Origin of the sequence: Methylomonas stagni, assembly GCF_050154735.1 — a bacterium.
Taxonomy (GTDB): Bacteria; Pseudomonadota; Gammaproteobacteria; order Methylococcales; family Methylomonadaceae; genus Methylomonas; species Methylomonas koyamae_A.
Genome location: NZ_CP189557.1, coordinates 4,701,868 through 4,714,154, shown reverse-complemented (window position 1 = coordinate 4,714,154; position 12,287 = coordinate 4,701,868). Strand labels below are relative to the sequence as shown.

General features: G+C 54.7%; 10 protein-coding genes. 4 read left to right on the top strand and 6 right to left on the bottom strand.

What is annotated here, in order from left to right; genetic code table 11:
- Positions 1–5 precede the first annotated feature (5 nt).
- Together ACP4CD_RS21540 and hslO are read right to left on the bottom strand one after the other, a co-directional pair.
- Positions 6–779 carry a hypothetical protein gene (locus ACP4CD_RS21540; protein ID WP_064030698.1) on the bottom strand — a complete coding sequence of 258 codons (774 nt, stop codon included), beginning with the start codon at positions 777–779 and terminating at the stop codon, positions 6–8.
- 8 nt (positions 780–787) lie between these two features.
- Positions 788–1,669, bottom strand: a complete 882-nt coding sequence (hslO, locus tag ACP4CD_RS21535) for an Hsp33 family molecular chaperone HslO (RefSeq protein WP_426992558.1) — start codon at positions 1,667–1,669, stop codon at positions 788–790.
- Between the two features lie 77 nt (positions 1,670–1,746).
- On the opposite strand from hslO, the gene msrA reads away from it, so the two are divergent.
- The 3 genes from msrA (at position 1,747) to ACP4CD_RS21520 (ending at position 5,433) form a co-directional block, all read left to right on the top strand.
- Positions 1,747–2,403 (top strand): peptide-methionine (S)-S-oxide reductase MsrA, encoded by a 657-nt coding sequence (gene msrA / locus ACP4CD_RS21530; RefSeq protein WP_426992557.1) that lies wholly within the window; start codon positions 1,747–1,749, stop codon positions 2,401–2,403.
- Positions 2,404–2,636: 233 nt separating this feature from the next.
- On the top strand, positions 2,637–4,490 hold the full coding sequence (locus ACP4CD_RS21525; protein ID WP_064030701.1) for a methanol/ethanol family PQQ-dependent dehydrogenase: 1,854 nt from the start codon (positions 2,637–2,639) through the stop codon (positions 4,488–4,490).
- Positions 4,491–4,584: 94 nt separating this feature from the next.
- Positions 4,585–5,433 carry a quinoprotein dehydrogenase-associated putative ABC transporter substrate-binding protein gene (locus tag ACP4CD_RS21520; RefSeq protein ID WP_426992555.1) on the top strand — a complete coding sequence of 283 codons (849 nt, stop codon included), beginning with the start codon at positions 4,585–4,587 and terminating at the stop codon, positions 5,431–5,433.
- Here ACP4CD_RS21520 and malQ read toward each other — a convergent pair.
- The 4 genes from malQ to glgC are packed head-to-tail and all read right to left on the bottom strand — an operon-like array spanning position 5,430 to position 9,892.
- The gene (malQ, locus tag ACP4CD_RS21515; RefSeq protein ID WP_426992553.1) at positions 5,430–6,935 is read right to left on the bottom strand and encodes a 4-alpha-glucanotransferase; all 1,506 of its coding nucleotides are present in this window, start codon (positions 6,933–6,935) and stop codon (positions 5,430–5,432) included. The two genes, ACP4CD_RS21520 and malQ, sit on opposite strands and share 4 nt — an antisense overlap.
- Entirely contained in the window at positions 6,932–7,588 is a 657-nt protein-coding gene (locus tag ACP4CD_RS21510; RefSeq protein ID WP_426992552.1) for a hypothetical protein, read from the bottom strand. The genes malQ and ACP4CD_RS21510 overlap by 4 nt, the downstream gene beginning before the upstream one ends.
- Positions 7,576–8,622, bottom strand: coding sequence for a hypothetical protein (locus ACP4CD_RS21505; protein ID WP_426992551.1), 1,047 nt, complete (start codon positions 8,620–8,622; stop codon positions 7,576–7,578). Before ACP4CD_RS21505 ends, ACP4CD_RS21510 begins: the two co-directional genes overlap by 13 nt.
- Positions 8,612–9,892, bottom strand: coding sequence for a glucose-1-phosphate adenylyltransferase (gene glgC / locus ACP4CD_RS21500; protein WP_064030704.1), 1,281 nt, complete (start codon positions 9,890–9,892; stop codon positions 8,612–8,614). The genes ACP4CD_RS21505 and glgC overlap by 11 nt, the downstream gene beginning before the upstream one ends.
- Positions 9,893–10,106: 214 nt before the next feature.
- On the opposite strand from glgC, the gene glgB reads away from it, so the two are divergent.
- Positions 10,107–12,284, top strand: a complete 2,178-nt coding sequence (glgB, locus tag ACP4CD_RS21495) for a 1,4-alpha-glucan branching protein GlgB (protein WP_426992550.1) — start codon at positions 10,107–10,109, stop codon at positions 12,282–12,284.
- The last annotated feature ends 3 nt before the right edge of the window (positions 12,285–12,287 follow it).

Genomic DNA, 12,287 nt, shown 5'->3' with positions numbered 1-12,287 from the left:
GTTATCTACAAGCCCGCCACCTTTTTTTCGTCTTCGTCCTGGAAATTGCGATAGTTGATCGATATTTTTAGGCCGGCAAAGCGGCCGGACATTTTGACCAACTCGGACGTGGCCTTATCGAAGGTCAGGCGCACTTCGCTCAAAGCCCGATCTTCGTAACCTTCCTCGATCTCGCGGGCATCCAAGCGGAAGTGGTATTTATAAATTTCCTGTTTGTCTTCATTCTCGACTTCCAGCGGTTCACCCAATTGTTTGACCACTACAGCCTTTTTCGGCAGTTTTGCGGCGATTTTTTCCATCTGGTCCGCTTTGGCTTTCAACTGCTGTTTTTCTTCATTGATCTCGGCACCGCCCAACGAACGGAACGAAGCTTCCAAAAACTCCGGCGGCGCAATCTGTAAAAACAGATTGGAAAAGGTCCAGTCGGTGATTTTGTCTTCTTTATTAAAGGCCAGATCCAGATAAAAACTGATTTCCGGATTGATCGGCTTGCCGTCCTTGTCGATCTTGCGAAACCAATAGCGCCATTTTTTGCCGTCGCCGATTCTTTCCTCGCTGCTGGCGTGCAACTTGGCCAACGACACGAAATCTTGGCTTAGCAACCTCGGCTCCTTGAAATGCACGGTGAAATCGTCTTTAGACGTCACCGCGAAATAGCGGTCGAATTCGTCCATTTGCAGATAAGTCTGATAGGCGTGCAGCCAGTGCAGGCAGCCGGTCAACGTGGAGAGCAGGCCAAAGGCCAACACTAATCGAAAAATGCGGGTGACTTTTTTCATGCGCGTCCTCAATGTCTGGTCGGCGACGGCAGGCCGCTGTCGACCGCCGAATTGTTCAGTAAATGCTCGACATCGACTTTGTCGTAGCGGTATTGGGCTCCACAGAACTGGCAATCGACTTCGATGTCGTCGCGTTCGCGCAAAATAGCCTCCAACTCGGACCGTCCCAACGCCGATAAAGTGCCGGCAATTTTTTGCCGCGAGCAACTGCATTGAAATGCCACCGGCTCGGCTTCGTATAGCCTGACCTGTTCCTCGTGAAATAAGCGATGCAAGATGTCCTCGCAGTCCAGGCCCAGCAATTCGTCGGCGGTGACGGTGCCGGCCAGGATTTCCAAACGCTCCCAATCCGCTTTGTCGGCGGTTTCCCCAGGCAAGGCTTGCAGAAGCAAGCCGGCGGCATGCGTGTTACTCGCAAACAACCACAAGCGGGTATCGAGCTGCTCCGACTGCCGAAAATAAGTCGTCAGTACCTCGGCCAAACTGTCTTCGGTGAACGCGACGATGCCTTGATAGGGTTCGCCGCTGTCGGACTCCACGGTTAACACTAGTCGGCCACCGTCGCCGATCATTTCCCGCAACGTTTCACCGTTCACCTCGGGTAGACTGCGCACCAGCCCTCGAATCCGCCGCTCGTTGCTGGATTGGGCGACCAGCGCGCGCAGATCGCCGCCGCCCTGCACCTGCAAAATCATCGCGCCCTTAAACTTGATGGTCGCCGACAATAGCACCGCCGCCGCCAGTGCCTGTCCAAACTGAGCGTCGACCGCGTCGTTCGGCAAAGACTGATGCTGCTTAGCATCTTGCAAGCTGTGTTGCAACCTGACCCATACGCCGCGCGCACCGGCTTCTTCAAATAGAAACCGCCTTAAACAATCTTGTTGTGTCATATCGTTCCGAAACCTATCCAAATCGAGACGGGATTATAATCCCCGCCATGCTTCGATTCGACCACGGGATGTCCACCATGTCTATTCTGTTTAAAAAATCCGCAATGCCCAGCCCTGAACAAGCCTTACCCGGCCGCCGCAATCCGATTGCCAGCGGCAGTAAGCATCACGTCAGCGGCAACGGCTACCACCCACCGTTTCCGGCATCCATGCAACAAGCCGTCTTCGGTCTGGGCTGTTTTTGGGGCGCCGAGCGAAAATTCTGGCAACAGGCCGGCGTACATGCGACGGCGGTTGGCTATGCCGGCGGATTCACCCCCAACCCCACCTACCAGGAACTCTGTACCGGGATGACAGGTCACGCCGAAGTCGTTTTGGTGGTATTCGATCCGGCCCTACTCGATTACCGCCACTTGCTCCAGGTTTTCTGGGAATCGCATGACCCAACGCAAGGTATGCGCCAGGGCAACGACGTTGGCACCCAATATCGTTCGACCATTTACTGCTACACCGAACAGCAACTCGCCGAAGCGCTGGCCAGCCAACAACAATACCAACAACGCCTTAGCGCGGCCGGCTTCGGCTCGATCACGACGGAAATCGCCCCGGCGCCGAGCTTCTACTATGCCGAGGAAGAGCACCAGCAGTACTTGGCCAAAAACCCGGACGGTTATTGCGGTTTGGGGGGATGCGGAATTTCCTTCGCGGAACCGCTCGATGTCCGAAAAAGCTAAGGCATTATCAGGCTTGACATTATTCCCGCCAACCGGGATTCCCAGAGTTTTTCCGGTTGACTTTTAGGAAAAAATCCTTCAATTTACGCGCTTGGCGTGGCTTAGCCTAGGCTGTGAGCGGCCGGTATCGGGCGTTTCGGGCAGTCATCCAAACAGAGCTTTAAAACTAATATTAGTCTTAACAACACAAAATCGTACTCTGTGTACATCCGCAGATTACCAGGAGGAAACATATGAAGAAGCCTGTAACAAACTGGCTGCTTGCTTCGACTGTAGCTACTATTCTTGCTGCACCAACTGTCTCTACCGCTAACGACGACTTAGAAAAATTAACCCAAAACCCTGCCAACTGGGCTTCTTGGGGCGGCGACTACGCCGGCACTCGTTATAGCAAACTGTCGCAAATCAACGCTCAAAACGTTAAAAATCTGCAACCGGCTTGGTCTTTCTCCACCGGCGTTCTGCGCGGTCACGAAGGCGGTCCCCTGGTTGTTAACGGCGTTCTGTACATCCACACTCCGTTCCCTAACACCGTTTACGCGATCGACCAAAAAACCAAAGCGGTCATCTGGGAATTCACCCCAACCATGGATGCCGACGTCACCATCCCCGTGATGTGCTGCGATACCGTTAACCGCGGCTTGGCTTACGGCGACGGCAAAATCTTCCTGCAGCAATCGGACACCGTACTGACCGCGCTGGATGCTAAAACCGGCAAACGTATTTGGAGCGTGCAAAACGGCGATCCGAAACTGGGCATGACCAACACCAACGCCCCTATCGTTGTTAAAGACAAAGTTCTGACCGGTATTTCCGGCGGCGAATTCGGTGTGCGCGGCTTTCTGGCGGCCTACGACATCAAAACCGGCCAATTGGCGTGGAAAGGTTACAGCATGGGTCCCGACAAGGACACTCTGATCAAACCGGGCAAATCCACCACCTGGCAAGACGGCAAAGTCACCCCTCTGGGACCTGAGTCCAGCTTGGCTACCTGGAAAGGCGACCAATGGAAAATCGGCGGCGGCACCACTTGGGGCTGGTACTCTTACGATCCTAAACTGAACTTGGTCTATTACGGTTCAGGCAACCCATCTACCTGGAACCCTGTACAACGTCCGGGCGACAACAAATGGTCCATGTCTTTGTGGGCGCGTGACGCCGACACCGGTGAAGTTAAATGGGTTTATCAAATGACCCCGCACGACGAATGGGACTACGACGGTATCAACGAAACCGTTCTGGTCGATCAAGAAGTCAAAGGCAAAATGCACAAAACCATCGTTCACTTCGACCGTAACGGCGTGGGATATACCCTGGACCGCGAAACCGGCGAATTGTTGGTTGCCGAAACCTTCGACAAATCCGTCAACTGGCTAACCCATGTCGACATGAAATCAGGCCGCCCACAAGTGGTACCTGAATTCTCTACCGAACATAACGGCGAAGACGTCAACACCGTTGGCACTTGCCCTGCAGCTTTGGGTGCGAAAAACCAACAACCGGTTTCTTACTCTCCACAAACCGGCCTGTTCTACATCTCAGGCAACCACTTGTGCATGGAGTACGAACCGTTCGAAGTTAGCTACACCGCCGGCCAACCTTACGTCGGCGCAACTCTGAACATGATGCCGGCTGGCGCCGATGTTCTGACTGGTAAAAAAGACGGCACCACCAACCTCGGCCAATTCACCGCATGGGATGCTAAAACCGGCAAAATCGCTTGGTCCAACAAAGAGCAATTCTCTGTTTGGTCAGGCTCTGTTGCTACCGCGGGCGGCGTCGTATTCTACGGCACCCTGGAAGGTTACCTGAAAGCGGTTGATGCCAAAACCGGTAAAGAATTGTACAAATTCAAAACCCCATCCGGCATCATCGGTAACGTTAATACCTGGGAATTCGAAGGCAAACAATATGTTGGCGTTCTGTCGGGTATCGGCGGCTGGGCAGGTATCGGTATCGCGGCCGGTCTGGACGACGGCTCGTCATCAACCAACTCGGAAGGTTTGGGCGCGGTGGGTGCGTACAGAAGCTTAGGCTCCTACACCAAATTGGGTGGTACACTCACTGTGTTCGCCCTGCCTAACTAAGATCCAACCTTAATAAGATCCGCGTTAAGCAAGCCTTGGCCGAGCAATCGGCCAAGGCTTTTTTGTGGCTTCATGAAAACGAAGGAAGAAGACTATGACTTACAATCGATGCGTAGCCGCGCTGGCACTGAGCTGCGCGGCCGTTACCGGCCAAGCTGACGAGAATAAATTTCGGGTTTGTGCCGACCCGCTGAATCCCCCTTATTCCACCAAGGAACTTAGCGGCTACGAAAATAAAATCGCGGCCCTCTTCGCCAAACAACTGGGTCAGGAATTGGAGTTCACTTGGTTTCCGGAACGGATGGGCTTTGTCCGCAACACCTTGAAAGCCGAAAACGACAACGGCCAGGGTTTTAAATGCGACGTGATCATGGGCGTGCCGGCGGGTTTCGATTTGACCGATACCACCAAACCCTATTTTCATTCGACTTATGTGTTGTTGATCGCCAAAGGCCGAGGCTGGGACGATATCCACGACCCGATGCAACTAACGCAACTGCCGTTGGAAAAGCAGGAAAAGCTGAAAATTGCGATGTTCGATCGTGGGCCCGGCACCGAATGGTTGCAACGCAACGGCTTGCTGGAATACGGCGTTCCTTATCAAAGCATGACCGGCGACGGCGAACACAATACGGCGATGCAAATTGAAGCCGATCTGAGCACCGGCAAGATCGATATGGTGATTTTGTGGGGACCGATGGCCGGCTACGTTCAATCGAAAAACCCGAAGAACCAGTATATCGCCATTCCGATGCAGTCCACGCCGGGCATGCGCTTCGATTTCTCAATCGCGATGGGCGTGCGACAAGGCGACAGCAAGCGCAAACAACTTTTGAACGACCTGATTGCCAAGAACTTCGATGAAATTCAGCAAATCATTGCCGGCTACCGGATTCCGTTATCGCCGATTCCCAGCGCTCCCGCCAAGCAAGACGACGACTAATGCGGACCTCGGCCGAACAAGCGTATCAAGTGTTCGAAATGGCCGGCTTTGTCGCCGGTTAATTGCGACCAATCGAAACGCCAGCGCCAGTTACCCTCGGTGGTACCTGGCGTATTCATCCGGTCGGCGGAGCCAAGTTTCAAGATATCCTGCATCGGGATAATAGCCAAGTTGGCTACCGAGCCCAACGCGGCATGAATTAAGGCACTAGGCATCGGCAGACTGGACCAGCCCAAATAGTCGTATATGCGCTGCTTGTCGGTATCGTTAAGCGCGTCGAACCAGCCTTGGGTGGTGTCGTTGTCGTGCGTACCGGTGTACACCACGCAGTTACGCCGGTAATTGCAAGGCAAATAGGGATTGCGAGCGTCGTCGCCGAATGCGAACTGCAAAATTTTCATACCGGGCAAATTAAAATCGTCGCGCAAGGCTTCTACTTCGGGGGTGATGATACCCAAGTCCTCGGCGACCAAGGTTAAAGCCGGAAAATGCTGTTGAATCGCTGCCAACAGCTCGCCACCCGGCGCCGTCACCCAGCGACCGTTGACTGCGGTATCTTCGCTGGCCGGGATTTCCCAAGCCGCTTCCAAGCCCCGAAAATGATCGATCCGCAAAATATCGAACATTTCATACTGCGCTTCTATCCGATCCAGCCACCATTTGAAGCCGGTCTTTTTCAGGTAGACCCAGTTGTAATGCGGATTGCCCCAACGTTGCCCGAACTCGGAAAAATAATCCGGCGGCACGCCGGCCACGACATCCATTTCACCCAACGGGTTCAATTTGAAAGCTTCGCGGTTGGCCCAGACGTCGGCACTGTCGTAGGACACGAAAATCGGAATATCGCCGAACATCAACACGCCTTTACTGGAGGCATAAGCCTTTAGCTCGTCCCATTGCTTGAAAAACACATATTGCTCGAACTTGATGCCTTCTATGACCGCCTTCAACAACTGCCGGGACTCGCTCAAGGCATCCGGCTTACGTTGCTTAAGACCATCCGGCCATTCGTTCCAACTTTTGTGTCCGAACACGTTGCGTAGCGCTATGAACAGCGCAAAATCGTCCAGCCAACTCGACTTGTCCTGGCAAAACTGCTTGAAATCCTGCTGGGCCGATACATCCGCCAGCACTTGAAAGCCGTAAAACGCCTTAGTCACCAGACAGCTTTTGCTCAATTCACCATGACCGGAGCAATCGTTGCAGCGGTCCGCCAGTTGCAGCCAACCTCTATCCACCAACCAGTCAATACTGATCAAGGCCGGGTTTCCGGCATGAGCGGATAAACATTGATAAGGAGAACCGTCGCCATGCGGCATGCCTAACGGCAGGGTTTGCCAGATCGTGGCGCCGACATCGTGCAGAAAGTTGACGAAGTTGAACGCTTCCGATCCCAAGTCGCCGCACTCGCCATGCCCCGGTAACGAAGTGATATGCAGCAAAACACCCGCGCGACGTCTATCCAAGCCAACCCCCAAAAACCGTTTTTCGAATTCGTTCAAAGTTCATTACCGCGCCGCATTGCGCCGCCCATCGCCGGACTACCGCTGCCTTGAGTGAAGGATAAGGCTAAATAGCCGGGCGGTTCCTCGCCCAAGAGCCGATACAAATTGGTTAAATTCAATCGGTACTGCTTTTCGAAATCGCTGACCGCCTCGCCGGGATTGTAGTCACCGAACCACCAAAACCAATCGGACCCTTCGCACACCGCCAACTGTACTCGCGCCTTTTCCTGCTGTTGATCGGACAAGCGGCCATCCTGCACCGCGTTGTCGAACGCCTGCTTGACGTCCCCCAACATATCCCAGCCGCAGTTTTTATCGGCGTCGCCGATCCAGGTCGAGAACGTGCCGTAAACCCAACTGCCTGCAACCAGACGCGGCAATGGCTGTACTTGAGCTTCGGCACCTTGCAGGTATTCCGAAAACGTCGTCAACTCTATCCGTGGATGTTCGCCGAGCCGGCGATACAAAGCGCTCAAAAAATGATAGCCGTTATCCGGAAAATACTCCCAGGCATTTTCACCATCCATGATAATCGAAACCAACGGCGGCCGAGCCTCGTAATCCGCAATATTTTCCAGATGCTGAATCAGGTCGGCCACGGCATCGTCGGCATGCCATTTGGAATATTCGAAGCCAATCAGATCGGACAAACCGTCGTCCCGAAAAAGCACACCGTGCTGGCCGACGCCAACCGGAACGCTTGATGCACGCTAGTTTTACCGGCCAGGTCGGAGGCCCGCAAGCTATTGTGCAAGACATTACCGCCGCTGGCGGCCCAGTGAAAACCGAACTCGCCGAGTATCGCCAGCGTACGCTCGCTGACGCCACCTTCGGATGGCCAACAACCGCGCGGTTCGAAACCGAAAAAGTGTCGAAAGGTGTTGATCCCCTTCCGCAAGTGCCAGCATACGCGCTCTTCACCGCCGGGGTAATTCGGCAATTTAGGCAAAGCCACTTCCGGCATCGCCTCTCGGGCGCTGGCGATATCCAACATCAACGGCATGATGGGATGCGCGTATGGCGTCACCGATAATTCGATACGGCCCTTACGGGCTAATGCCTTATAGCGATAAATCACTTTGGACAACAAATCGCCGATCACCTCGACGATTTCTATCCGGTCGTGCAACGTGAACGCCGCGCCTTTTTCGATCAAGCGTTTGATCCGATTGTCCGTCAACTTGACGGTTTCGCCCATCCAGATCAAGTGATACCAAACCAGGATATCGGAAACGAATTGGGCGTTGACATATTTGATGGCGTCCTGATGCCCGAGAATCCAATCGGCCATGTCGATCAATTTGCGGAAGGCCGGATAGCGGTCGATTTGGCGTTCGCGGTTAGCTTTTTTACAATCGCGCAGCAGCTTCAGACGTTTGTCCGGGTCGGCCGACGCCGTCGGCTCGACCAACGCGGCCAACAACGGATCCTTCATAGCGATCCGATCGTGCAAATAGCCGGTCACCTGATTAGAATAATCTTCGATTTGCTCCAGCAAAATCGGCGCGAAATTGACAACCGCCTTAGCCGACGGAGCCGCCTCCAAATGGGCGACCATATCGACGTAATCCTTGATGACGTGCAGATAAGTCCACGGCAATTTGAATTCGCCGCTCTGCGTGTCGCGGTACTCCGGCTGGTGCATATGCCAGCACAGCACCAGCTTGAGTTTTTTACCGGACATAATGCCGTCTTTGACCGAGCATCTCCGGCGTCACCAACACCACACCGCCCTCGCTGACATAAAAGCGCTTTTCGTCGTCGGCGCGGTTCTCGCCGATCACGGTGCCTTCCGGCACTTGGCAGCCCTTCTCGATAATTGCCTTGTCGATCCGGCAATGCCGGCCGATGTTGACTTCCGGTAGCACCACCGAATCCTTGACGGTCGTATACGAGTTGACGCGCACCTGCGAAAACAACAGCGAATGGCGCACCGTTGCCCCGGAAATCACGCAACCGCCGGACACCATCGAATCGATCGCCGCGCCCCGTCTATCGTCGTCGTCGAACACGAACTTGGCCGGCGGCGTTTGCGCCTGATAGGTCCAAATCGGCCAAGTGTTGTCGTACAGGTTCAAGTCCGGCTTGACGCCGATCAATTCCATATTGGCGGCCCAGTAGGCGTCTATGGTTCCGACGTCTCGCCAATAACTTTGCTGACCGCTTTGCAAATCCAGGAAGGGATAGGCATACACCCGATATTTATCGATGACGGCCGGAATAATGTCCTTACCGAAATCGCGGCTGGAGGCTTTGGTGTCGGCGTCCTTGATTAATTGCTCGAACAAAAAGCGGGCGTTGAAAATATAGATACCCATCGACGCCAATGCGGTATTGTCGCGACCCGGCATCGCCGGCGGGTTATCCGGTTTCTCGACAAAGGATTTAACCCGGCGCTCGTCGTCGACATGCATCACGCCGAATGCCTTGGCATCTTCCAACGACACTTCGATGCAACCGATCGTCAAGTCGGCTTTGTTGGCGACGTGATCGGCCAGCATCACCGAATAATCCATTTTATAAATGTGGTCGCCGGCCAAGACCAACACGAACTCGGGATTTCGCGCCCGCAAAATATCAATGTTTTGATAGATGGCGTCGGCGGTTCCCTGGTACCAGGAATGTTCGTCGTGGCGCTGCTGAGCGGGCATCAAATCGACGTACTCGCCGAATTCGCCGCGTAAAAAACCCCAGCCTTGTTGAATGTGCCGAATCAGCGAGTCGGCTTTGTATTGCGTCAAAATGCCAATCTTGCGGATATCCGAATTGATGCAGTTGGACAGCGGAAAATCGATAATGCGGAACTTGCCGCCGAACGGCACCGCCGGCTTCGCGCGCCAATCGGTCATGTCCTTAAGTCGCGATCCCCGGCCACCAGCCAAAATCAAGGCTATGGTGTTACGGGTCAAATCGTTGACCCGTCTTTCCTGTAGATTTGTATCGACGACTGACATGAGCATCCTCTAAGAAAAAATAAGCGACACCGATGGCCGCCCGGGATGGGCATATCGGCGGATTTGTCGGCATGGCACTTGCCGCGTCCGAGCATTATCGTTACTCTTCGCGAAAAAGTAAAAGCCAAGCGATTTGTTACCGAGTAGTCTATCCTGCCTGGCATGGCTGTCCCTGCCAACCATCTAACAAAACTATAACCGAAGGCGTTGCATCATGAACAAGCCAAGCCCATCCCTGCCGCTCGATCCGGAAATCGTCAAAATCATCGAGGCCAGACATCACGACCCCTTTTCCGTGCTGGGTCGCCACGGCCAGGACCGCGATACCGTCGTCCGAGTGTTTCTACCCTACGCCGAAAGCGTGAGTCTGGCCGCCGACGGCGGCGATTTCGTAAGACTACCGGATACCGACGTATTCGAATACCGCCCCGGCACCGGCGACGTTCCGAAGCATTACCAATTGGCCTGGACCGACAAGGACGGCAACGACCACCTCCAATACGATCCCTATTGTTTCGGCCCGGTACTGCCTGAATTCGACCAACACTTGTTCGCGGAAGGCCGCCATTGGCACATCTATCAAAAACTCGGCGGTCACCGCCAAAGCGTGGCCGGGATAGACGGCGTGTCTTTCTCGGTCTGGGCGCCCAACGCGCAACGCGTCAGCGTCGTCGGCGACTTCAACCGCTGGGACGGCCGCTGCCATCCGATGCGCAGCTTGGGCGGCAGCGGGATCTGGGAAATCTTTATCCCCGGTTTAAGCGTGGGCTGCTTGTACAAATTCGAAATCATCAATCGCAATTCCGGGGAATTGCTGGTTAAAACCGACCCCTACGGCCAACAATTCGAATTCCGCCCGCAGACCGCCGCGATCGTGGTCGATGAAGATCGTTACGTCTGGCACGACGGCGAATGGATGGACCAGCGCGCCCAACATGACTGGCTGCACCAACCGATGTCGATCTATGAGGTGCATTTGGGCTCGTGGCGACGCGACCAGCGCGGCAACTTCCTGAACTATCGCGATTTGGCCGAGCAATTGGTCGATTACGTCAAAGCGTTGGGCTTTACCCATATCGAGTTACTGCCGATCACCGAACACCCGCTCGATGCATCCTGGGGGTATCAGACCACCGGCTATTTCGCGCCCACCAGTCGCCATGGCACGCCGGACGACTTCCGCTATTTCATCGACCACTGCCACCAAAACGGCATAGGCGTGATCCTGGATTGGGTGCCGGCCCACTTTCCCAAGGACGCCTTCGCGCTGGCCCGCTTCGACGGCACGGCCCTGTATGAGCACGAGGACCCACGCAAGGGCGAACACCGCGACTGGGGAACCTTGATCTACAACTACAGCCGCAACGAAGTGAAAAACTTCCTGCTGTCCAGCGCATTCTTCTGGCTGGAAGAATTTCACCTGGATGGCCTGCGCGTCGATGCGGTGGCCTCGATGCTGTATCTGGACTATTCGCGCGAAGCCAACGACTGGATTCCCAATATGTACGGCGGCAACGAGAACCTGGAAGCGATCGACTTCCTGCGCCACATGAATACCGTCACCCACGAGCAACACCCCGGCACCGTCGTGATGGCCGAGGAGTCCACGTCCTGGCCGCAAGTCACCCGGCCGACCTGGACCGGCGGATTGGGCTTCTCGATGAAATGGAACATGGGCTGGATGCACGACATCCTGTGCTACATGCAACAGCAACCCATCCACCGCGCCTACCACCACGACCAACTGACCTTCGGCTTGCTGTACGCGTTTACCGAAAACTTCATCCTGCCGTTTTCGCACGACGAAGTGGTACACGGCAAACAGTCGATGCTTAACAAAATGCCGGGCGACGAATGGCAGCGTTTCGCCAATCTGCGCCTGCTCTATACGATGATGTTCACCTATCCCGGCAAAAAACTGTTGTTCATGGGCAGCGAGTTCGGCCAAGGTACCGAATGGAGTTTCAATCGCACGCTGGATTGGTACGTACTGGACTACGCCCACCATGCCGGTCTGCAAACCCTGGTCAAGGACTTGAACCGCCTCTATACCAGCCATCCGGCCCTATACCGCTTCGATTTCGAGCACGCCGGCTTCGAATGGATAGACTGCCACGATTACCAACAGTCCATCATCAGCTACCGGCGTAAATCTGCCCACGAAGAGCTGATCGTGATTCTGAACTTCACCCCGGTGCCGCGCGAACGTTACCGAATCGGCGTGCCGCAACCCGGTACCTACGTCGAAATCTTTAACTCGGATTCTCACTATTACGACGGCAGTAACACCGGCAACGGCAGCGTACTGTCCGAGCCGCAGCCCTGGATGGGGATGGAGCATTCGATCTCCGTCACTCTTCCGCCGCTGGCCGGCATCATATTAAAAATGTAAACC

Excerpts from the sequence above, each read along its gene's own strand:
- glgB (WP_426992550.1), top strand. The coding sequence starts at position 10,107 with ATGAACAAGCCAAGCCCATCCCTGCCGCTCGATCCGGAAATCGTCAAA.
- glgC (WP_064030704.1), bottom strand. The coding sequence starts at position 9,892 with ATGTCAGTCGTCGATACAAATCTACAGGAAAGACGGGTCAACGATTTG.
- ACP4CD_RS21505 (WP_426992551.1), bottom strand. The coding sequence starts at position 8,622 with ATGTCCGGTAAAAAACTCAAGCTGGTGCTGTGCTGGCATATGCACCAG.
- msrA (WP_426992557.1), top strand. The coding sequence starts at position 1,747 with ATGTCTATTCTGTTTAAAAAATCCGCAATGCCCAGCCCTGAACAAGCC.
- ACP4CD_RS21525 (WP_064030701.1), top strand. The coding sequence starts at position 2,637 with ATGAAGAAGCCTGTAACAAACTGGCTGCTTGCTTCGACTGTAGCTACT.
- hslO (WP_426992558.1), bottom strand. The coding sequence starts at position 1,669 with ATGACACAACAAGATTGTTTAAGGCGGTTTCTATTTGAAGAAGCCGGT.
- ACP4CD_RS21520 (WP_426992555.1), top strand. The coding sequence starts at position 4,585 with ATGACTTACAATCGATGCGTAGCCGCGCTGGCACTGAGCTGCGCGGCC.
- ACP4CD_RS21540 (WP_064030698.1), bottom strand. The coding sequence starts at position 779 with ATGAAAAAAGTCACCCGCATTTTTCGATTAGTGTTGGCCTTTGGCCTG.